Raw genomic sequence first — 18,676 nt, 5'->3', positions numbered from 1 at the left:
AGTCACTCCTTTAATATTCAACGATTATTTTATTCCATTATACGATTAATCGAAAATTTATAAAAGTTTTTCATGCCTTTAGAACACTTTTTATTCATGTTATAATAGTACGAATGTAAAAAAGAATGGGTGAAAAGAAATGAAAGCATTAGTTCTTGCAGAAAAACCTTCAGTAGGTCGTGACATCGCTAAAGCATTAGGTATTCATGATCAGAAAAAAGGTTACTTTGAAAATAAAAATTATATCGTTACTTGGGCATTAGGACATCTTGTAACGAATGCTACGCCTGAAGAATACGACAAAAAATTTAAAGAATGGAATTTAAATGTTTTACCAATTATTCCTGATTATATGAAACATGTTGTAATTAAGAAATCAAGAAGCCAATTTAACACAGTTCAACATTTGATGAAGCGAGACGATGTGAATTCAATTATTATTGCGACAGATGCTGGTAGGGAAGGAGAACTTGTTGCAAGATTAATTATTGAAAAAGCAAAAGTCAAAAAGCAAATTAAGCGACTATGGATCAGTTCGGTTACTGAAAAAGCAATTAAAGCAGGTTTTCAAAATTTAAAACCTGGTGAAGCATACAACAATTTATATCAAGCAGCATTATGTAGAAGTGAAGCGGATTGGATTGTCGGTATAAACGCGACTAGAGCTTTAACAACGAAATATGACGCGCAATTATCATGTGGTCGTGTTCAAACACCAACTTTAAATCTTGTACAAATGAGACAACAAGAAATTCAATCATTTAAACCTGAAAAGTATTATCAAATGAATATTGAAGTTGAAGGATATAAATTTAAATGGTTGAGTAAGAGTGGGGATAAAACATTTGATTCTGATTTAATAGAACAAGTTAAACAAAAAGTTCAAAATAAAAAGGGTATTATCCAAAATATTTCGAAGAAGAAAAAAACAAAGTACCCTCAAAAGTTATACGATCTTACAAGTTTGCAACAAACAGCGTATCAACGATATAAAATGAGTGCGAAAGAAACGTTGAATACAATGCAAGCATTGTACGAACAGCATAAAGTACTGACTTATCCTAGAACAGATTCTAACTACTTAACAGATGATATGGTTTCATCTATGAAAGAACGAGTATCATCATTAAGTGCTACGCCACTTAAATCTCATGCTGTACCATTGCTTAAGAAACCAATTAAAGCGGGTAAACATTTTGTTGATAATAAAAAAGTATCAGACCATCATGCGATTGTACCAACAGAAGTGAGACCTAACTTTGATCAGTTATCTCCTAGAGAACAAAAAATATATATGCTTGTAGCTGAGAGATTTTTAGAAGTATTATTACCACCATATCAATATGAAGAAACAACTGTGACATTAACATGTGAAGGAGAAACTTTTAAACTGACACAAGAAGTAGCAGTTGAATTAGGCTTTAAGGAATTATATGAAGAAAAGACGCATGTGAAAGTTTTACCTTTTGAAGAACAACAGCACGTGAATATACAAAAAGTGAATGTCGTTAGTAAAGATACAGAACCACCTGCATACTTCAATGAAGGAACTTTACTTAAAGCGATGGAATCACCACATCATTTCTTTAAACTTAAAGATAAGAAATTGGCTCAAACTTTAAATGAAACAGGTGGTATCGGAACAGTTGCAACTAGAGCAGATATCATTGAGAAGTTATATAGTTCTAATGTTATAGAATCGGTACAAGGTAAAATTAAGATTACGCCAAAAGGTAAACAATTATTAAACTTAGCACCTGAACAACTGACATCACCAGAATTAACAGCAGATTGGGAAATGAAGTTAACTCAAATCGAAAAAGGAAATTATTCTAAAAATAAATTCATGGATGAAATGAGAAACTTCACGAGAGAAATCATCACAGATATTAAAGAAAGTGATGACAAATTCAAGCATGATAATATCACAACTACTGAGTGTCCGACTTGTGGAAAATTTATGCTTAAAGTTAAAACGAAAAATGGTCAAATGCTTGTGTGTCAAGATCCAACATGTAAGACTAAAAAGAATCAACAAAGACAAACGAATGCCAGATGTCCAAACTGTAAGAAAAAACTTACACTCTATGGTACAGGAAAAAAAGCGACTTATAGATGTGTATGTGGTCATACAGAAACACAAGAGCATATGGACGAAAGACTTAAAAATAGAAAATCAGGTAAAATAGGCAAAAAAGAAATGAAGAAATATATGCAAACTGAAGAAGTAGAAAACAATCCATTTAAAGACGCTTTAAAAGGGTTGAAGTTCTAACTTAATCTGAATAAAGGCTGGGACATCATGTGATGTCTCAGTTTTTGTTTATGTATTTAATTGAGTTGGCTAGAGGCGTACTGTCACGGATTATAAAGCGTAAAAAGCGAACTATAACACGAACATAAATAAATTAAAATATATAAACGTTCGTAAAAAGTATTGATTTTTGATGTTCCCAGTAATACAATGTACAGTGTTGAAATTAATAAAGGAGTCTTATGATGAAACGTTACTTTAAGTTTGATGAATTAGGAACAAATTATAAAAGAGAAATTCTTGGTGGTTTAACGACATTCTTATCTATGGCATACATATTAGCGGTTAACCCATCAATGTTAAGTTTGGCAAGTGTTGAAAATGTACCTGATTCAATGAGAATGGACCAAGGTTCTGTGTTTGTTGCTACAGCTTTAGCAGCACTAGTTGGTTGTTTATTTATGGGTATCATTGCGAAATACCCGATAGCTTTAGCACCAGGTATGGGATTAAATGCGTTTTTCGCGTTTACAGTTGTGCTAACAATGGGTATTCCATGGCAAACTGGTTTAACAGGCGTGTTATTCTCAGGTGTTATATTTGCAATATTAACGATGAGTGGTTTACGAGAGGTTATTATCAATGCAATACCATTTGAATTAAAGATGGCTGTGTCTGCCGGTATAGGGTTGTTTATTACCTTTGTAGGTTTACAAGGAGCAGGTATTGTTAAAAAAGAAGATTCAACTTTAGTTACACTTGGAACTATGCATAACCCAGAAGTACTATTAGCAGTATTCGGTATTATCATTACAATTATATTAATGGCTAAAAAATTACCAGGAGCAATTTTCATCGGAATGGTCTTAACAGCTATTGCGGGATTAATTACAGGTTTAATTGCAATGCCAGATAGTATAGTAGGGAAAGTACCAAGTGTGTCACCAACATTTGGTGCAGCATTCGAAGCGTTTGGTGATTTATCTACTATATTTAATGTACAATTCTTAATTGTCGTTTTAACTTTCTTATTTATAGATTTCTTTGATACTGCAGGAACGTTAGTTGCGGTTGCAAACCAAGCTGGATTAATGAAAGATAATAAATTACCTAGAGCAGGTAAAGCATTATTCTCTGATTCATTAGCAACGATTGTAGGTGCAATATTTGGTACTTCAACTACAACAAGTTATATAGAATCTAGTGCAGGTGTTGCAGTTGGTGCACGTACAGGGTTCGCAAGCGTTGTAACAGGTATTTGTTTCTTAGCAGCATTATTATTCTCTCCATTAATGGCAGTTGTTACAAGTGCGGTTACAGCACCAGCGCTTGTTATAGTAGGAGTGTTGATGGTTAGTAACTTAGGTAAAATTGATTGGCAAAAATTTGAGATAGCAGTACCAGCTTTCTTAACAATGATTATGATGCCTTTAACATATTCAATTGCAACAGGTATCGCGTGTGGATTTATATTCTACCCAATTACAATGATCGTAGCAAAAAGACATAAAGAAATTCACCCAATTATGTACGGTTTATTCTTCGTCTTTGTCGCTTACTTTGTATTTGTACATGCATAATAAAAAAGCCACGAGACTTCATTTAATGAAGTCTCGTGGCTTTTTATTTATATATTAACTTTTATAAGTAGTCTTGTAATATTTAGATGGGATATATACTGGCGCAATTATAATCGTAAATAAGAAGATGATCATTAATACGACCATTACGATATGTAATAACCAGCCAATAATAGGAATGATTGCAACAAAGCTAGCGATTAGTCCGATTAATGGAATGATAAATATTACTTTAACAGAATTCTGGTTATCTATTAATAGGATGAGAGTCGTAATAAAGTATAACGTTCCATTAAGTACCAAAGCATTATAACCAGTTGAAAGAACGATTCCTCCACCTAGAAAAGGTATGGCTAATAATAACTCAGATACAACTAATATAATAGAAAGAACTAGCAAAACTGATTTAATTCCTCTTTTCATGATTTCACCACCTAGTTAAAATTGCTTGTTATATTATAACATTTAGATTACAAATTATCTATTTAAATTTTACCTATTGAAAAAGAACGCATAATCCGTTATAATACTTGGGTATGTGTTAGATGAAATTAGAAAAAAATATATGGTTATCTATTGATTAATAGAAATAAATCATGTATCATATCTAATGTTGGACTTTAAGAAGCGATGAAGCGAGAGGTTACTGACACACCCGGCCGCTTTGCCATGGCGGTGTGTAAGAGAGTTTTCGTGGAGAAGTCTATCACTATAAAGTAGACGAACAAGGAGGGAAAATTATGGCAAAACAAAAAATTCGTATCCGTTTAAAAGCGTATGATCACCGCATGATCGATCAATCAGCAGAGAAAATTGTTGAAACAGCTAAACGTTCAGGAGCTCAAGTGTCTGGTCCGATTCCATTACCAACTGAGAAATCAGTTTATACTGTAATCCGTGCCGTTCATAAGTACAAAGACTCACGTGAACAATTCGAACAACGTACGCATAAACGTTTAATCGACATTCTTAACCCTACACCAAAAACAGTTGATGCTCTTATGGGCTTAAACTTACCATCAGGTGTAGACATCGAAATCAAATTATAATTCATTAAAATAACAGGAGGTGCGACTTTCGATGACCAAAGGAATCTTAGGAAGAAAAATTGGAATGACACAAGTATTCGCAGAAAACGGTGAATTAATACCAGTTACTGTAGTAGAAGCTAGTCAAAACGTAGTATTACAAACTAAAACTGAAGAAGTGGACGGCTACAACGCTGTTCAAATCGGTTTTGAAGACAAACAAGCATATAAAAAAGATCGTAAATCTAACAAATATGCTACTAAAGCTGCTGAAGGCCATGCTAAAAAAGCAGGTACAGCACCTAAGCGCTTCACTCGTGAATTCAGAAACATTGATGTTTCAGCATACGAGGTAGGTCAAGAAGTCACTGTAGATACTTTCCAAGCAGGAGACATTATTGATGCAACAGGCGTTTCAAAAGGTAAAGGTTTCCAAGGCTCAATTAAACGTCACGGATTCTCTCGTGGACCAATGAGTCACGGTTCTCGTTACCACAGAGGCTCTGGTTCAATGGGTATGGCTTCAGATGCTTCTAAAGTATTTAAAGGTAAAGAATTACCAGGCCGTATGGGCGGAAACACAGTTACTATGCAAAACTTAGAAGTAGTTAAAGTTGATGCAGAAAATAACGTAATTTTAGTTAAAGGTAACGTGCCAGGTCCTAAAAAAGGTTTAGTAAAACTTACAACTTCAATTAAAAAAGGTAATAAATAATTATTTAGGTGAAAGGAGGAAACAACATTATGGCTAATATTGATGTATTAAAAGTAGATGGATCAAAATCAGGTTCTATCGAATTAAATGATAGTGTATTTGGTATCGAACCAAACCAACACGTATTATTCGAAGCAGTCAACTTACAACGTGCTTCATTACGCCAAGGTACTCACGCAGTTAAAAATCGTTCAGCAGTTCGTGGTGGTGGACGTAAACCTTGGAAACAAAAAGGTACAGGTCGTGCTCGTCAAGGTACAATCCGTGCGCCACAATGGCGTGGTGGTGGTATCGTATTCGGTCCTACACCAAGAAGTTATTCTTACAAAATGCCTAAGAAAATGCGTCGTTTAGCATTACGTTCTGCATTATCTTCAAAAGTAAGTGGTAACGAATTAACAGTTTTAGAAGCATTCAACTTTGATGCACCTAAAACAAAAGAATTCAAAAATGTAATGAGCAACTTAGAACTTTCTAAGAAAGTTTTATTCATCGTTGATACTGTAGACAGCAACGTTGAATTATCAGCTCGTAACATTCCAGGTGTTAAAGTTATCGACGCTCAAAGCTTAAACGTATTAGATATCTTAGATTCTAGTAAAGTCGTAATAACTAAAGCAGCAGTGGATAAAGTAGAGGAGGTGCTCGCATAATGGAAGCAAGAGATGTTATTAAGCGCCCCGTAATCACAGAAAAATCTTCATCAGATATGGCTTTAGATAAATACACATTTGATGTAGATACACGTGCAAACAAAACACAAGTAAAAATCGCAATCGAAGAAATTTTCGACGTGAAAGTTGATACAGTAAATATCATGAACGTTAAAGCAAAAGCTAAACGTGTTGGTCGTTACAATGGTTTCACTAACAAACGTCGTAAAGCAATCGTAACTCTAAAAGAAGGTTCTTCAATAGACCTATTTAACTAAAAACAATTACCATTAAGGAGGTAAAACGACAATGGCTCTTAAAAAGTATAAGCCAATTACAAATGGTCGTCGTAATATGACATCTTCAGACTTCGCTGAAATTACATCAACGACTCCTGAAAAGTCTTTATTACAACCGCTTCCGAGAAAAGCGGGACGTAACAACCAAGGTAAATTGACAGTTCGTCACAGAGGTGGCGGTCATAAACGTCAATACCGTGTAATTGATTTCAAACGTAACAAAGATGGAATTCCTGCTAAAGTAGCAACTATCGAGTATGATCCAAACCGTTCAGCTAATATCGCATTATTAGTATACGCAGATGGTGAAAAAAGATATATCATTGCTCCTAAAGGATTAAAAGTAGGACAAGAAGTATTCAATGGTCCAGATGCAGATATCAAAGTAGGTAATGCATTAGCATTAACTGATATCCCAGTTGGTACTACAATTCACAACATCGAATTAAAACCAGGTAAAGGTGGACAATTAGTCCGTTCAGCTGGTACAAGTGCTCAAGTACTTGGTAAAGAAGGTAAATACGTACTAGTTCGTCTTAAATCAGGTGAAGTTCGTATGATCTTATCTACTTGTCGTGCAACAATCGGTCAAGTTGGTAATGAACAACACGAATTAATCACAATTGGTAAAGCTGGTCGTTCTAGATGGATGGGTAAACGTCCTACAGTTCGTGGTTCTGTAATGAACCCTAACGATCACCCACATGGTGGTGGTGAAGGTCGTACACCAATCGGTCTTAAATCACCAATGTCTCCATGGGGCAAACCAACACTTGGTAAGAAAACTCGTAAACAAAACCAACGTTCATCTAAATTTATCGTTCGTGGTCGTAAGAAAAAATAATAATACCTTATTTACGTGTGCGGCTTAGATGCCGCGCGCATTAAATAAGAAGGGAGGCGCCATAATGGCTCGTAGTCTTAAAAAAGGACCTTTCGTTGATGATCATTTAATGAAAAAAGTTGAAGCTCAAAACGAAGGTGAAAAAAAATCAGTTATTAAAACATGGTCTCGTCGTTCAACAGTATTTCCTAACTTCATCGGACATACAATAGCAGTATATGATGGTCGTAAACATGTGCCAGTTTTCATTACTGAAGATATGGTTGGACATAAATTAGGAGAGTTTGCACCTACACGTACTTATAAAGGTCATGCTGCAGACGACAAAAAGACTAAACGCTAATTTCTAAAAAGAGGAGGAAGTCACAATGGAAGCAAAAGCGGTTGCTAGAACAATAAGAATCGCACCTCGTAAAGTGAGATTAGTTTTAGATCTTATTAGAGGTAAAGAAGTGGCAGAAGCAATTGCCATCTTAAAATTAACAAACAAAGCAACATCACCTGTTGTTGAAAAATTATTAATGTCAGCATTAGCAAATGCAGAACATAACTATGATTTAAATCCTGACACATTAGTAGTAAAAGAAGCTTACGCTAATGAAGGACCTACATTGAAACGTTTCCGTCCACGTGCACAAGGTCGTGCAAGTGCGATTAACAAACGTACTAGCCATATTACAATCGTAGTTGGCGAAAAAGAAGCTAAAGAAGTTAAAGAAGCATAATTAACTAAATCATTAAGGAGGGAATATAGTGGGTCAAAAAATTAATCCAATCGGACTTCGTGTCGGTGTAATTCGTGACTGGGAAGCAAAGTGGTATGCAGGTAAAGACTTCGCAACACTTTTACATGAAGACTTAAAAGTTCGTAAATATATCGCAGAAGCATTAAAAGAAGCTTCAGTTTCAAGTGTTGAAATTGAACGTGCAGCAAATCGTATCAATATCGCTATCCACACTGGTAAACCAGGTATGGTTATTGGTAAAGGCGGTTCAGAAATTGAAAAATTACGTAACAAATTAAACGCATTGACTAACAAAAAAGTACACATCAACGTTATCGAAATCAAAAAAGTTGATTTAGATGCAACATTGGTAGCAAATAATATTGCTCGTCAATTAGAAAACCGTGTATCTTTCCGTCGTGCTCAAAAACAAGCTATCCAACGCGCAATGAAATTGGGAGCTAAAGGTATCAAAACTCAAGTATCTGGTCGTTTAGGTGGCGCAGATATCGCTCGTGCAGAACAATATTCAGAAGGAACTGTTCCACTTCATACATTACGTGCAGACATTGATTTCGCACATGAAGAAGCCGACACTACTTACGGTAAATTAGGTGTTAAAGTATGGATCTACCGTGGAGAAGTTCTTCCTACAAAGAAGTCTAGTGAAGGAGGAAAATAATAATGTTATTACCAAAGCGTGTTAAATTCCGTCGTCAACATCGTCCAAAAACAACTGGTCGTTCAAAAGGCGGAAATGAAGTAACATTTGGTGAGTACGGTTTACAAGCTCAAACAGCAGCTTGGATTACTTCTCGTCAAATCGAATCAGCTCGTATCGCAATGACACGTTACATGAAACGTGGCGGAAAAGTATGGATCAAAATATTCCCACATACACCTTATACTAAAAAACCTTTAGAAGTACGTATGGGTTCAGGTAAAGGTGCAGTTGAAGGATGGGTAGCAGTAGTTAAACCAGGACGTATCTTGTTCGAAGTTGCAGGTGTTCAAGAAGAAGTTGCACGTGAAGCATTACGTCTTGCAGCACACAAACTTCCAGTTAAATCTAAGTTTGTAAAACGTGAAGAATTGGGTGGTGACACAAATGAAAGCTAAGGATATCAGAAATTTAACCACTACTGAAATTGAAAAAGAAATCAAAGAAGCTAAAGAGCAATTATTCAACTTACGCTTTCAGTTAGCAACTGGTCAACTTGAAGAGACTGCTAACATTCGAAAAGTTAAAAAGACGATTGCACGTCTAAAAACAATCGTTCGCGAAAGAGAAATCGAAGAAGAGAAAGCAGCAGATAATAAATAATCAAGTAGAGGAGGTTCATTACTGTGAGTGAAAGAAATGACCGCAAAGTTTACGTTGGTAAAGTAGTTTCAGATAAAATGGATAAAACTATTACAGTAGTTGTTGAAACATACAAAACTCATAAATTATATGGTAAACGCGTAAAATATTCAAAAAAATATAAAACGCATGATGAAAACAATTCAGCAAAAATGGGCGATATCGTTAAGATTGCAGAAACACGTCCTTTATCATCAACTAAGCGTTTTCGTCTAGTTGAAATCGTTGAAGAATCAGTAATTATTTAATAGAAGTATAAAGATAAGGGAGGTCAAACAAAGATGATCCAACAAGAAACACGTTTAAAAGTAGCAGACAACTCTGGTGCTCGTGAAGTATTAACAATCAAAGTTTTAGGCGGATCTGGTCGTAAGACAGCTAACATTGGTGATGTAATCGTCGTTACTGTTAAAAATGCTACACCAGGTGGCGTTGTTAAAAAAGGTGAAGTTGTTAAAGCTGTTGTTGTACGTACTAAATCAGGTGTACGTCGTGAAGATGGCTCTTACATCAAATTTGACGAAAATGCATGTGTAATCATCCGTGATGACAAAGGTCCACGTGGTACACGTATATTCGGTCCTGTAGCGCGTGAATTACGTGAAGGTAACTTCATGAAAATCGTTTCTCTAGCGCCAGAGGTACTTTAATCTATAATGATAAAAAACAAAATTCCTAAGGAGGTGCCTACACATGCACGTACGTAAAGGTGACAACGTAATCGTTATCTCAGGTAAAGATAAAGGTAAAACTGGTAAAGTTTTAGAAGCATTACCTAAGAAAGAACGCGTAGTTGTAGAAGGTGTAAACATCATTAAAAAACACCAAAAACCAACTCAGTTCAATCCAGAAGGTGGTATCTTAGAAACAGAAGGTACTATCCACGTATCAAACGTTCAATTACTTGATCCTAAGACAAACGAACCAACTCGTGTTGGATTCAAAGTAGTAGATGGTAAAAAAGTTCGTATCGCTAAAAAATCTGGCGAAGAAATCAAATCATCAAATGAATAATTATTAAGTGAAAGGAGGATCCACTTTGACACGTTTAAAAGAAAAGTTTAATAATGAAATTTCTGCTGAGTTAGTTAAGAAATTTAACTATAGTTCAGTTATGGAAGTACCAAAAATCGAAAAAATAGTTGTAAACATGGGTATCGGTGATGCAGTTCAAAACTCTAAAGTTTTAGACTCTGCAGTTGAAGAACTTCAAGCAATCACTGGTCAAAAACCATTAGTAACTAAAGCTAAAAAATCTATTGCGACTTTCCGTCTTCGTGAAGGTATGCCAATCGGTGCAAAAGTTACATTACGTGGAGAAAGAATGTATGAATTCTTTGATAAATTAATCTCAGTTTCATTACCACGTGTACGTGACTTCCGTGGTATCTCTAAAAAAGCATTCGACGGTCGTGGAAATTACACTTTAGGTGTTAAGGAACAATTAATTTTCCCTGAAATCGACTATGATAAAGTAAGTAAAGTACGAGGAATGGATATCGTTATCGTTACAACTGCTAACACTGACGAGGAAGCTCGTGAATTGTTAACACAATTCGGTATGCCATTTCAAAAGTAATCTCTAATTATAAAGGAGGCTAATTAAGTGGCTAAAAAATCAATGATCGCTAAACAACAACGTAAACAAAAATTCGGAGTTCGTGAATACACTCGTTGTGAACGTTGTGGACGTCCACACTCAGTATATCGTAAATTCAAACTTTGCCGTATTTGTTTCCGTGAACTAGCATACAAAGGCCAAATCCCTGGCGTACGTAAAGCTAGCTGGTAAACTCAAAAGAATGAAAGGAGGAAACACAAATGACAATGTCAGATCCAATTGCAGATATGTTAACTCGCGTGCGTAACGCAAACATGGTACGTCACGAAAAATTAGAGTTACCTGCATCAAACATTAAAAAAGAAATCGCTGAAATCCTTAAAAAAGAAGGATTCGTAAAAAGCGTAGAATATATCGAAGATGATAAGCAAGGTGTTATCCGTATGTTCCTTAAATATGGTCAAAACAACGAGCGCGTTATCACAGGATTAAAACGTATTTCTAAACCAGGTTTACGTGTTTATGCTAAAGCTGATGAACTTCCAAAAGTTCTTAACGGTTTAGGTATTGCACTTGTTTCTACATCTGAAGGTGTTTTAACTGATAAAGATGCTAGACAACGTGGAATCGGTGGAGAAGTATTAGCTTATATCTGGTAATTATAAAATTATAAGGAGGTGCCCACATAATGAGCCGTGTTGGTAAGAAAATTATTGAGATCCCTTCAGACGTTACTGTTACTATCGAAGGTAACACAGTAACAGTTAAAGGATCTAAAGGTGAATTAACTAGTACTTTTAATGAAGAAATGACATATAAACAAGAGGACAACAGCTTAGAAGTTGTACGTCCATCTGACTCTAAAGAACATAAAACAATCCATGGTACAACTCGTGCTTTAATCGCTAACATGATTGAAGGTGTATCTAAAGGTTTCGAGAAAAACTTAGAACTTATTGGTGTTGGTTACCGTGCCCAAATGCAAGGTAAAAATATCATCTTAAACGTTGGTTATTCTCACCCTGTAGAAATCGTTGCTGAAGATGGAATCACATTATCAGTAGAGAAAAACACTAAAGTTAAAGTAGAAGGTATTTCAAAAGAACGTGTTGGTGCAATTGCATCTTATATCCGTTCAATCCGTCCACCAGAACCTTACAAAGGTAAAGGTATTCGTTACGAAGGCGAATATGTTCGTCGTAAAGAAGGTAAAACTGGTAAGTAATCATTAAGATAAGAAAGGAGCACTAACATGATCGCTAAAATCGACAAAAATAAAGTTCGTTTGAAAAGACATGCCCGCGTACGTGCTAAATTAGCTGGAACTAGCGAAAAGCCACGTTTAAACGTATATCGTTCAAACAAACATATTTATGCTCAAGTAATTGATGACTTAAACGGTGTAACAATCGCTCAAGCATCAACTGTAGATAAAGAATTTAACCTAGAGCAATCAGGTAATGTAGAAGCAGCTGCTAAAGTAGGCGAAATCGTTGCAAAACGTGCCGCTGAAAAAGGCGTTGACGCTGTAGTATTTGATCGTGGAGGATATTTATACCACGGACGTATCAAAGCATTAGCTGATGCAGCTCGTGAAAACGGACTTCAATTTTAATTTAAAGGAGGGACACTCATGCGTCGTAAAGAACAAGAAGTTAAAGAATTTGAAGAGCGCGTAGTTACGATTAACCGTGTAGCTAAAGTAGTTAAAGGTGGTCGTCGTTTCCGTTTTACAGCTTTAGTAGTTGTTGGAGATAAAAATGGTCGCGTAGGTTTCGGTACTGGTAAAGCTCAAGAGGTACCTGAAGCAATTAAAAAAGCAGTAGAAGATGCTAAGAAAGACTTAGTAACAGTTCCACGTGTTGAAGGAACAACTCCTCACCAAGTTATTGGACGTTTTGGTGCAGGTCGTGTTTTAATTAAACCAGCAGCACCTGGTACAGGTGTTATTGCAGGTGGACCAGTTCGTGCCGTTTTAGAACTTGCTGGTATCACTGATATCTTAAGTAAATCATTAGGTTCTAACACACCAATCAACATGGTTCGTGCTACAATCGAAGGACTTAAAGAACTTAAAAATGCCGAAGAAGTAGCTAGTCTACGCGGTAAATCAGTAGAAGAATTATTAAATTAAGGAGGGAACAAACACTATGGCTAAATTAGAAATCACCCTCACTCGTAGCGTTATTGGTCGTCCTGAAACTCAACGTAAGACAGTTCAAGCGCTAGGACTTAAAAAAACAAACTCAACTGTAGTAGTTGAAGATAATCCTGCGATTCGTGGGCAAATCGACAAAGTAAGTCACTTAGTAAAAGTTACTGAAAAATAAATTCATCTAAAGTATTAAGGAGGTGCCAAAATGAAATTACATGAGTTGAAACCAGTTAAAGGTGCTCGTAAAGAACGTAACCGTGTTGGTCGTGGTATGGCTACAGGTAACGGTAAAACAAGTGGTCGTGGTACTAAAGGTCAAAAAGCACGTTCAGGTGGCGGTGTTCGTTTAGGTTTCGAAGGTGGTCAATTACCATTATTCCGTCGTTTACCAAAACGTGGATTCACTAACATCAACCGTAAAGAATATGCAATTGTTAATCTTGATCAATTAAATCGTTTCGAAGAAGGAACTGAAGTTACACCAGCATTATTAGTAGAATCAGGTGTTGTTAAATCTGAAAAATCTGGCGTTAAAGTTTTAGGAAACGGTTCATTAGAAAAGAAATTAACAATAAAAGCTCATAAATTCTCAGCTTCAGCTATTGAAGCAATCGAAGGTAAGGGCGGAACGCATGAGGTGATCTAATGTTTGAAACGATCGTTAGTTTTTTGAAGACTAAAGATATTCGTAACAAGATATTATTCACACTAGCAATGCTCGTTATATTTAAAGTTGGAACATATATTCCAGCTCCTGGTGTTAATCCAGATGCTTTTAATCAAAATAAAGGTTCGCAAGGTATTACCGATTTGTTTAACACATTCGGTGGAGGTGCCTTGCAGAACTTCTCAATTTTAGCTATGGGTATTATGCCTTACATTACTGCTTCAATCGTAATGCAATTATTACAAATGGATGTTGTACCTAAGTTTACAGAGTGGTCTAAACAAGGTGAAGTTGGTCGTAAAAAGATTAATCAATTTACACGTTACTTCACAATTGTATTAGCCTTTGTTCAAGGCTTAGGTATGTCATATTCATTTAATAATATGCTCGGTGGTAATTTAATTCAAAATACTTCAGTCTTAAATTATGTGTTAATAGCACTTGTTTTAACTGCAGGAACAGCTTTCTTAATGTGGTTAGGTGAACAGATAACACAATTTGGTGTTGGTAATGGTATATCTATTATTATCTTCGCTGGTATATTATCTTCTATGCCAAACTCATTAATTCAGTTTTACCAACAAAGTTTTGTTGGCGCAGATGATACTACTATGGCTTGGTTAAAAGCGATTGGTTTATTCGTAGGTATGATTTTACTTACTGTTGGTGCAGTTTATGTACTTCAAGCAATTCGTAAAATTCCTATTCAATATGCTAAACGTCAAACTCAAGGCGCAGGTGGTTCTTTATCTGCAAACGCAACATATTTACCTTTAAAAGTTAATGCAGCAGGTGTAATTCCGGTAATCTTTGCGATGGCATTCTTTATGCTTCCGAAGACTTTAACATTATTCTTCCCTGATCAAGAATGGGCGCAAACAGTTACAAATTACGCAGATCCTTCTCATAATATTGGTATGATTGTATATGTTATTTTAATTATAGCTTTCGCATACTTTTATGCATTTGTTCAGGTTAATCCTGAAAAGATGGCAGAAAACTTACAAAAACAAGGTAGTTATGTACCAGGTATTAGACCTGGAGATCAAACTAAAAAATACATCACTAAAGTGCTTTATCGTTTAACGTTTGTGGGATCAATTTTCTTAGCTTTAATTTCTATTATTCCGATTTTAGCAATTAAGTTAATGAATTTACCTCAAGCAATACAAGTTGGTGGTACTAGCTTACTAATCGTTATCGGTGTTGCAATTGAAACAATGAAAACTTTAGAAGCTCAACTCAATCAACGTGAATATAGAGGCTTTAGAAGACGATAAGCAAGTAGGAGGGTTTTTATGAACATCATTTTAATGGGTTTACCTGGTGCAGGTAAAGGTACTCAAGCGAGTGAAATTGTTAAGAAATACCCTATTCCTCATATCTCAACTGGTGATATGTTCCGTAAAGCGATCAAAGAAGAGACTGACCTTGGTAAAGAGGCTAAATCTTATATGGATCGCGGGGAACTTGTACCAGATGAAGTGACTATAGGTATCGTTAGAGAAAGACTAGCTGAAGAAGATGCGAAAAAAGGATTTTTACTAGATGGTTTTCCTCGTACAGTTGAACAAGCTGATGCATTAAATGAAATTTTAAGTGACTTAAATCGTAAAGTAGATGCTGTTATTAACATCGAAGTTGCGGAAGAAGAACTTATGAATCGTTTAACTGGCAGAAGAATTTGTGAAGTATGTGGAACAACTTATCATTTAGTATTTAATCCACCAAAAGTTGAAGGTGTTTGTGATCTTGACGGTGGTAAATTATATCAACGTGAAGACGATAACCCTGAAACAGTAGCAAATCGTTTAAGTGTTAATGTTAAACAAACTAAACCACTTTTAGATTTCTATGAAAATCAAGGTGTCCTTAAAAACATCGATGGTTCTAGACAAATTGATAATGTTACTGAAGATGTTATTCAAATTCTTGAATCATTATAGTAATGACGCTTTCACCCCGAATTCGCCTAGCTTTAGGTGATTCTTGAACGCGTGAATGCGTTCAATTTTAAGAATCAAGATAGTATTTAGGTTTTTGGAATACAATCGGAGTGATTACAAGAAGCGATAAGTATTTGAAGTGTTGTCGAATGCAAATCTTAAGTATTAAATCATCCCAATTTTATAAACCTGTGCTTATTCTATGTGATTTAATCACCTAAAGTATGTCTCTAATTTTGGACCAGGTTTTAAAACATGAAATACGTTTGTATTTCACGAGAATGAATAGAAAAAGGGGGAAATGATCATGGCTAAACAAGATGTAATCGAATTAGAAGGTACAGTATTAGATACTTTACCAAACGCTATGTTTAAAGTAGAATTAGAAAATGGACATGAAATTTTAGCACACGTTAGTGGTAAAATCCGTATGAACTATATTAGAATTCTACCTGGCGACAAAGTAACAGTTGAAATGTCTCCGTATGACCTAACACGCGGAAGAATCACTTATCGTTATAAATAATCGTCACTCCAAATACAAGGAGGTATACAAAGATGAAAGTAAGACCATCAGTAAAACCAATTTGCGAAAAATGTAAAGTTATTCGTCGTAAAGGTAAAGTAATGGTGATTTGTGAAAATCCAAAACACAAACAAAAACAAGGCTAATAAAAGAGAGGTGTAAATAAATGGCTCGTATTGCAGGTATTGACGTACCACGTGAGAAACGCGTAGTAATCTCGTTAACTTACGTATATGGTATCGGAAAAACAACAGCACAAAAAATTCTTAAAGAAGCAAACGTATCTGAAGACACACGTGTTCGCGATTTAACTGATGACGAATTAGGTCGTATCCGTGAAGTTGTAGATGGTTACAAAGTTGAAGGTGACCTTCGTCGTGAAAGAAACTTAAACATTAAACGTTTAATGGAAATCGCTTCATACCGTGGAATTCGCCACCGTCGTGGTTTACCAGTTCGTGGTCAAAACACTAAGAACAATGCGCGTACGCGTAAAGGACCAGTTAAAACAGTAGCGAACAAGAAAAAATAATAAGTAAAGGAGGCACATATAAATGGCACGTAAACAAGTTTCTCGTAAACGTAGAGTTAAAAAGAATATTGAAAGTGGTGTAGCTCACATCCGTTCAACATTCAACAATACAATCGTAACGATCACTGATGATTTCGGTAATGCATTATCATGGTCTTCAGCAGGTGCGTTAGGATTTAAAGGTTCTAAAAAATCAACACCTTTTGCAGCTCAAATGGCTTCAGAAACAGCTTCAAAAGCTGCTATGGAACACGGTTTGAAAACTGTAGAAGTAACAGTTAAAGGTCCTGGCCCAGGTCGTGAATCAGCGATCCGTGCGTTACAATCAGCTGGATTAGAAATCACAGCAATTAAAGACGTAACACCAGTTCCACATAACGGATGTCGTCCACCAAAACGTCGTCGTGTATAATTTTTGTTAGTTCTAATGTTCAAGAGTCACTGGATAGAAATTAATAAAGTTTAATCGACGTTTATAAGGAGGATATATTTAAATGATTGAAATCGAAAAACCTAGAATTGAAACAATAGAAGTTAGTGATGATTCTACATTCGGTAAGTTCGTTGTTGAACCGCTAGAACGTGGTTATGGTACAACACTAGGCAACTCCTTACGTCGTATCCTATTATCTTCATTACCAGGTGCGGCAGTTAAAAATATCGAAATTGAAGGTGTACTTCACGAATTCTCAGCAGTTGAAAATGTAGTTGAGGATGTTACTACTATCATTATGAACATCAAGAAATTAGCTATAAAAATCTACTCTGAAGAAGATAAAACACTTGAAATCGATATTAAAGATGAAGGTGAAGTTACTGCGAAAGATATCATGCATGACAGTGATGTTGAAATTTTAAATCCAGATTTAAAAATTGCAACAGTTTCTAAAGGTGGACACCTTAAGATGCGCTTAATTGCTAATAAAGGTCGCGGATATGCTTTAGCTGAACAAAATAACACAAGTGATTTGCCAATTGGTGTCATTCCAATCGACTCACTTTATTCTCCAGTAAATCGTGTGAACTATACAGTTGAAAATACACGTGTAGGGCAAAGTAGTGATTATGATAAATTAACAATCGATGTTTGGACAGATGGTTCGTTATCTCCTCAAGAAGCTGTTTCTTTAGGTGCTAAAATCATGACTGAACACTTAAACATTTTTGTTAATTTAACTGATGAAGCACAAAATGCTGAAATCATGATTGAAAAAGAAGAAGATCAAAAAGAAAAAGTACTTGAAATGTCTATCGAAGAATTAGACTTATCAGTACGTTCTTATAACTGTCTAAAACGTGCAGGAATTAATTCTGTACAAGAATTAGCAGACAAATCTGAGGCAGATATGATGAAAGTTCGAAACTTAGGTCGTAAGTCTCTTGAAGAAGTTAAATATAAATTAGAAGATCTTGGTCTTGGTTTAAGAAAAGAAGACTAATAAAGGAGGTTAATTCATGGGTTACAGAAAATTAGGTCGTACTTCTGATCAACGTAAAGCAATGTTACGTGACTTAGCTACTCAACTTATCGTTTCTGAACGTATCGAGACTACAGAAGCTCGTGCTAAAGAAGTTCGTAAAGTTGTTGATAACTTAATTACTTTAGGTAAAAAAGGTGATCTAGCTTCACGTCGTAGAGCTGCTCAAACGATTCGTGACGTTAAAATCTTAGAAGATGACAAAACAATCACTGCATTACAAAAATTATTCAATGATGTTGCGCCACGCTATGAAGAGCGTCAAGGTGGATATACTCGTATCATGAAAGTTGGTCCACGTCGCGGTGACGGTGCTGAATCAGTAATTATTGAATTAGTATAATCTATTC

At 35.5% G+C, this 18,676-nt stretch carries 32 protein-coding genes; 31 read left to right on the top strand and 1 reads right to left on the bottom strand.

The annotated features are described in order from the left end of the window. Nucleotides 1-139 precede the first annotated feature (139 nt). Both LQ675_RS08855 and LQ675_RS08850 read left to right on the top strand, forming a co-directional pair. Nucleotides 140-2,275 (top strand): DNA topoisomerase III, encoded by a 2,136-nt coding sequence (locus tag LQ675_RS08855; RefSeq protein ID WP_048541072.1) that lies wholly within the window; start codon nucleotides 140-142, stop codon nucleotides 2,273-2,275. Between the two features lie 224 nt (nucleotides 2,276-2,499). Further along, nucleotides 2,500-3,834, top strand: coding sequence for an NCS2 family permease (locus LQ675_RS08850; protein ID WP_025906798.1), 1,335 nt, complete (start codon nucleotides 2,500-2,502; stop codon nucleotides 3,832-3,834). A gap of 54 nt (nucleotides 3,835-3,888) precedes the next feature. Here LQ675_RS08850 and LQ675_RS08845 read toward each other — a convergent pair whose 3' ends face one another. Next, entirely contained in the window at nucleotides 3,889-4,257 is a 369-nt protein-coding gene (locus tag LQ675_RS08845) for a hypothetical protein (protein ID WP_048541070.1), read from the bottom strand. Between the two features lie 317 nt (nucleotides 4,258-4,574). Between LQ675_RS08845 and rpsJ the strand changes: the two genes are divergently transcribed. From rpsJ to rplQ, 29 genes are all read left to right on the top strand, one after another. Next, nucleotides 4,575-4,883, top strand: coding sequence for a 30S ribosomal protein S10 (gene rpsJ / locus LQ675_RS08840; protein ID WP_016998799.1), 309 nt, complete (start codon nucleotides 4,575-4,577; stop codon nucleotides 4,881-4,883). A 31-nt stretch (nucleotides 4,884-4,914) separates the two neighbouring features. Further along, on the top strand, nucleotides 4,915-5,577 hold the full coding sequence (rplC, locus tag LQ675_RS08835; protein WP_025906796.1) for a 50S ribosomal protein L3: 663 nt from the start codon (nucleotides 4,915-4,917) through the stop codon (nucleotides 5,575-5,577). A gap of 29 nt (nucleotides 5,578-5,606) precedes the next feature. Further along, the gene (rplD, locus tag LQ675_RS08830; RefSeq protein WP_025906795.1) at nucleotides 5,607-6,230 is read left to right on the top strand and encodes a 50S ribosomal protein L4; all 624 of its coding nucleotides are present in this window, start codon (nucleotides 5,607-5,609) and stop codon (nucleotides 6,228-6,230) included. Continuing rightward, nucleotides 6,230-6,508 carry a 50S ribosomal protein L23 gene (gene rplW / locus LQ675_RS08825; RefSeq protein WP_025906794.1) on the top strand — a complete coding sequence of 93 codons (279 nt, stop codon included), beginning with the start codon at nucleotides 6,230-6,232 and terminating at the stop codon, nucleotides 6,506-6,508. Before rplD ends, rplW begins: the two co-directional genes overlap by 1 nt. A 31-nt stretch (nucleotides 6,509-6,539) precedes the next feature. Then, nucleotides 6,540-7,373 carry a 50S ribosomal protein L2 gene (gene rplB / locus LQ675_RS08820; protein ID WP_025906793.1) on the top strand — a complete coding sequence of 278 codons (834 nt, stop codon included), beginning with the start codon at nucleotides 6,540-6,542 and terminating at the stop codon, nucleotides 7,371-7,373. Between the two features lie 64 nt (nucleotides 7,374-7,437). Further along, the gene (gene rpsS / locus LQ675_RS08815) at nucleotides 7,438-7,716 is read left to right on the top strand and encodes a 30S ribosomal protein S19 (protein WP_025906792.1); all 279 of its coding nucleotides are present in this window, start codon (nucleotides 7,438-7,440) and stop codon (nucleotides 7,714-7,716) included. Between the two features lie 25 nt (nucleotides 7,717-7,741). Continuing rightward, the gene (gene rplV, locus LQ675_RS08810; RefSeq protein ID WP_025906791.1) at nucleotides 7,742-8,098 is read left to right on the top strand and encodes a 50S ribosomal protein L22; all 357 of its coding nucleotides are present in this window, start codon (nucleotides 7,742-7,744) and stop codon (nucleotides 8,096-8,098) included. 28 nt (nucleotides 8,099-8,126) lie between these two features. Continuing rightward, a complete protein-coding gene (gene rpsC / locus LQ675_RS08805; RefSeq protein WP_025906790.1) occupies nucleotides 8,127-8,780 on the top strand; it encodes a 30S ribosomal protein S3 in 654 nt (217 codons plus the stop codon). A 2-nt stretch (nucleotides 8,781-8,782) separates the two neighbouring features. Continuing rightward, nucleotides 8,783-9,217, top strand: a complete 435-nt coding sequence (rplP, locus tag LQ675_RS08800; protein WP_016998807.1) for a 50S ribosomal protein L16 — start codon at nucleotides 8,783-8,785, stop codon at nucleotides 9,215-9,217. Next, nucleotides 9,207-9,422 carry a 50S ribosomal protein L29 gene (gene rpmC / locus LQ675_RS08795; RefSeq protein ID WP_016998808.1) on the top strand — a complete coding sequence of 72 codons (216 nt, stop codon included), beginning with the start codon at nucleotides 9,207-9,209 and terminating at the stop codon, nucleotides 9,420-9,422. Before rplP ends, rpmC begins: the two co-directional genes overlap by 11 nt. A 23-nt stretch (nucleotides 9,423-9,445) precedes the next feature. After that, nucleotides 9,446-9,709, top strand: coding sequence for a 30S ribosomal protein S17 (rpsQ, locus tag LQ675_RS08790; protein WP_016911101.1), 264 nt, complete (start codon nucleotides 9,446-9,448; stop codon nucleotides 9,707-9,709). A gap of 33 nt (nucleotides 9,710-9,742) precedes the next feature. Further along, nucleotides 9,743-10,111: a 50S ribosomal protein L14 gene (gene rplN, locus LQ675_RS08785; protein ID WP_016911102.1), complete on the top strand. Its 369-nt coding sequence runs from the start codon at nucleotides 9,743-9,745 to the stop codon at nucleotides 10,109-10,111. 43 nt (nucleotides 10,112-10,154) lie between these two features. Then, entirely contained in the window at nucleotides 10,155-10,475 is a 321-nt protein-coding gene (gene rplX, locus LQ675_RS08780) for a 50S ribosomal protein L24 (protein WP_048541067.1), read from the top strand. A gap of 25 nt (nucleotides 10,476-10,500) precedes the next feature. Continuing rightward, the gene (gene rplE / locus LQ675_RS08775; protein ID WP_025906788.1) at nucleotides 10,501-11,040 is read left to right on the top strand and encodes a 50S ribosomal protein L5; all 540 of its coding nucleotides are present in this window, start codon (nucleotides 10,501-10,503) and stop codon (nucleotides 11,038-11,040) included. 27 nt (nucleotides 11,041-11,067) lie between these two features. Then, nucleotides 11,068-11,253, top strand: coding sequence for a type Z 30S ribosomal protein S14 (locus LQ675_RS08770; protein ID WP_016998812.1), 186 nt, complete (start codon nucleotides 11,068-11,070; stop codon nucleotides 11,251-11,253). 29 nt (nucleotides 11,254-11,282) lie between these two features. Further along, nucleotides 11,283-11,681, top strand: coding sequence for a 30S ribosomal protein S8 (gene rpsH / locus LQ675_RS08765; protein ID WP_025906787.1), 399 nt, complete (start codon nucleotides 11,283-11,285; stop codon nucleotides 11,679-11,681). A 29-nt stretch (nucleotides 11,682-11,710) separates the two neighbouring features. Next, nucleotides 11,711-12,247 (top strand): 50S ribosomal protein L6, encoded by a 537-nt coding sequence (rplF, locus tag LQ675_RS08760; RefSeq protein WP_025906786.1) that lies wholly within the window; start codon nucleotides 11,711-11,713, stop codon nucleotides 12,245-12,247. A 27-nt stretch (nucleotides 12,248-12,274) separates the two neighbouring features. Next, nucleotides 12,275-12,637, top strand: coding sequence for a 50S ribosomal protein L18 (gene rplR, locus LQ675_RS08755; RefSeq protein ID WP_037589017.1), 363 nt, complete (start codon nucleotides 12,275-12,277; stop codon nucleotides 12,635-12,637). Between the two features lie 18 nt (nucleotides 12,638-12,655). Further along, nucleotides 12,656-13,156, top strand: a complete 501-nt coding sequence (rpsE, locus tag LQ675_RS08750; RefSeq protein WP_025906784.1) for a 30S ribosomal protein S5 — start codon at nucleotides 12,656-12,658, stop codon at nucleotides 13,154-13,156. A 16-nt stretch (nucleotides 13,157-13,172) separates the two neighbouring features. Then, nucleotides 13,173-13,352, top strand: coding sequence for a 50S ribosomal protein L30 (rpmD, locus tag LQ675_RS08745; protein WP_025906783.1), 180 nt, complete (start codon nucleotides 13,173-13,175; stop codon nucleotides 13,350-13,352). Between the two features lie 30 nt (nucleotides 13,353-13,382). Further along, entirely contained in the window at nucleotides 13,383-13,823 is a 441-nt protein-coding gene (gene rplO / locus LQ675_RS08740) for a 50S ribosomal protein L15 (RefSeq protein WP_025906782.1), read from the top strand. Then, nucleotides 13,823-15,124: a preprotein translocase subunit SecY gene (gene secY, locus LQ675_RS08735; RefSeq protein ID WP_048541066.1), complete on the top strand. Its 1,302-nt coding sequence runs from the start codon at nucleotides 13,823-13,825 to the stop codon at nucleotides 15,122-15,124. The genes rplO and secY overlap by 1 nt, the downstream gene beginning before the upstream one ends. An 18-nt stretch (nucleotides 15,125-15,142) precedes the next feature. After that, nucleotides 15,143-15,790 (top strand): adenylate kinase, encoded by a 648-nt coding sequence (locus LQ675_RS08730; protein ID WP_048541064.1) that lies wholly within the window; start codon nucleotides 15,143-15,145, stop codon nucleotides 15,788-15,790. Nucleotides 15,791-16,097: 307 nt separating this feature from the next. Continuing rightward, nucleotides 16,098-16,316, top strand: coding sequence for a translation initiation factor IF-1 (infA, locus tag LQ675_RS08725; protein ID WP_001118443.1), 219 nt, complete (start codon nucleotides 16,098-16,100; stop codon nucleotides 16,314-16,316). Nucleotides 16,317-16,348: 32 nt separating this feature from the next. Continuing rightward, a complete protein-coding gene (rpmJ, locus tag LQ675_RS08720) occupies nucleotides 16,349-16,462 on the top strand; it encodes a 50S ribosomal protein L36 (RefSeq protein ID WP_003156543.1) in 114 nt (37 codons plus the stop codon). Between the two features lie 20 nt (nucleotides 16,463-16,482). Beyond that, a complete protein-coding gene (gene rpsM / locus LQ675_RS08715) occupies nucleotides 16,483-16,848 on the top strand; it encodes a 30S ribosomal protein S13 (RefSeq protein WP_048541062.1) in 366 nt (121 codons plus the stop codon). Between the two features lie 22 nt (nucleotides 16,849-16,870). Next, entirely contained in the window at nucleotides 16,871-17,260 is a 390-nt protein-coding gene (gene rpsK, locus LQ675_RS08710) for a 30S ribosomal protein S11 (RefSeq protein ID WP_025906484.1), read from the top strand. A gap of 82 nt (nucleotides 17,261-17,342) precedes the next feature. Continuing rightward, nucleotides 17,343-18,287: a DNA-directed RNA polymerase subunit alpha gene (locus LQ675_RS08705; RefSeq protein ID WP_025906483.1), complete on the top strand. Its 945-nt coding sequence runs from the start codon at nucleotides 17,343-17,345 to the stop codon at nucleotides 18,285-18,287. A 16-nt stretch (nucleotides 18,288-18,303) separates the two neighbouring features. Then, entirely contained in the window at nucleotides 18,304-18,669 is a 366-nt protein-coding gene (gene rplQ, locus LQ675_RS08700; protein ID WP_025906481.1) for a 50S ribosomal protein L17, read from the top strand. Nucleotides 18,670-18,676: the final 7 nt, after the last annotated feature.

This window comes from Mammaliicoccus sp. D-M19, from assembly GCF_022386695.1.
Lineage (GTDB): Bacteria > Bacillota > Bacilli > Staphylococcales > Staphylococcaceae > Mammaliicoccus > Mammaliicoccus sciuri.
Note: the sequence above shows the minus strand (reverse complement) of the source record. Positions and strands in the feature narration are given on the sequence as shown.

Bases quoted from the DNA above. Each gene is read 5' to 3' on its own strand.
- rpsM (WP_048541062.1), top strand. From the start codon at position 16,483: ATGGCTCGTATTGCAGGTATTGACGTACCACGTGAGAAACGCGTAGTA.
- rpsS (WP_025906792.1), top strand. From the start codon at position 7,438: ATGGCTCGTAGTCTTAAAAAAGGACCTTTCGTTGATGATCATTTAATG.
- LQ675_RS08850 (WP_025906798.1), top strand. From the start codon at position 2,500: ATGAAACGTTACTTTAAGTTTGATGAATTAGGAACAAATTATAAAAGA.
- rpmJ (WP_003156543.1), top strand. From the start codon at position 16,349: ATGAAAGTAAGACCATCAGTAAAACCAATTTGCGAAAAATGTAAAGTT.
- rpsK (WP_025906484.1), top strand. From the start codon at position 16,871: ATGGCACGTAAACAAGTTTCTCGTAAACGTAGAGTTAAAAAGAATATT.
- rpsH (WP_025906787.1), top strand. From the start codon at position 11,283: ATGACAATGTCAGATCCAATTGCAGATATGTTAACTCGCGTGCGTAAC.
- rplF (WP_025906786.1), top strand. From the start codon at position 11,711: ATGAGCCGTGTTGGTAAGAAAATTATTGAGATCCCTTCAGACGTTACT.
- rplW (WP_025906794.1), top strand. From the start codon at position 6,230: ATGGAAGCAAGAGATGTTATTAAGCGCCCCGTAATCACAGAAAAATCT.
- rplP (WP_016998807.1), top strand. From the start codon at position 8,783: ATGTTATTACCAAAGCGTGTTAAATTCCGTCGTCAACATCGTCCAAAA.
- rplD (WP_025906795.1), top strand. From the start codon at position 5,607: ATGGCTAATATTGATGTATTAAAAGTAGATGGATCAAAATCAGGTTCT.
- rplO (WP_025906782.1), top strand. From the start codon at position 13,383: ATGAAATTACATGAGTTGAAACCAGTTAAAGGTGCTCGTAAAGAACGT.
- rplQ (WP_025906481.1), top strand. From the start codon at position 18,304: ATGGGTTACAGAAAATTAGGTCGTACTTCTGATCAACGTAAAGCAATG.
- LQ675_RS08730 (WP_048541064.1), top strand. From the start codon at position 15,143: ATGAACATCATTTTAATGGGTTTACCTGGTGCAGGTAAAGGTACTCAA.
- rplC (WP_025906796.1), top strand. From the start codon at position 4,915: ATGACCAAAGGAATCTTAGGAAGAAAAATTGGAATGACACAAGTATTC.
- infA (WP_001118443.1), top strand. From the start codon at position 16,098: ATGGCTAAACAAGATGTAATCGAATTAGAAGGTACAGTATTAGATACT.
- rplB (WP_025906793.1), top strand. From the start codon at position 6,540: ATGGCTCTTAAAAAGTATAAGCCAATTACAAATGGTCGTCGTAATATG.
- rplV (WP_025906791.1), top strand. From the start codon at position 7,742: ATGGAAGCAAAAGCGGTTGCTAGAACAATAAGAATCGCACCTCGTAAA.
- rplX (WP_048541067.1), top strand. From the start codon at position 10,155: ATGCACGTACGTAAAGGTGACAACGTAATCGTTATCTCAGGTAAAGAT.
- rpmD (WP_025906783.1), top strand. From the start codon at position 13,173: ATGGCTAAATTAGAAATCACCCTCACTCGTAGCGTTATTGGTCGTCCT.
- rpsE (WP_025906784.1), top strand. From the start codon at position 12,656: ATGCGTCGTAAAGAACAAGAAGTTAAAGAATTTGAAGAGCGCGTAGTT.
- LQ675_RS08705 (WP_025906483.1), top strand. From the start codon at position 17,343: ATGATTGAAATCGAAAAACCTAGAATTGAAACAATAGAAGTTAGTGAT.
- rpmC (WP_016998808.1), top strand. From the start codon at position 9,207: ATGAAAGCTAAGGATATCAGAAATTTAACCACTACTGAAATTGAAAAA.
- rplR (WP_037589017.1), top strand. From the start codon at position 12,275: ATGATCGCTAAAATCGACAAAAATAAAGTTCGTTTGAAAAGACATGCC.
- LQ675_RS08845 (WP_048541070.1), bottom strand. From the start codon at position 4,257: ATGAAAAGAGGAATTAAATCAGTTTTGCTAGTTCTTTCTATTATATTA.
- secY (WP_048541066.1), top strand. From the start codon at position 13,823: ATGTTTGAAACGATCGTTAGTTTTTTGAAGACTAAAGATATTCGTAAC.
- rpsJ (WP_016998799.1), top strand. From the start codon at position 4,575: ATGGCAAAACAAAAAATTCGTATCCGTTTAAAAGCGTATGATCACCGC.
- rplN (WP_016911102.1), top strand. From the start codon at position 9,743: ATGATCCAACAAGAAACACGTTTAAAAGTAGCAGACAACTCTGGTGCT.
- LQ675_RS08855 (WP_048541072.1), top strand. From the start codon at position 140: ATGAAAGCATTAGTTCTTGCAGAAAAACCTTCAGTAGGTCGTGACATC.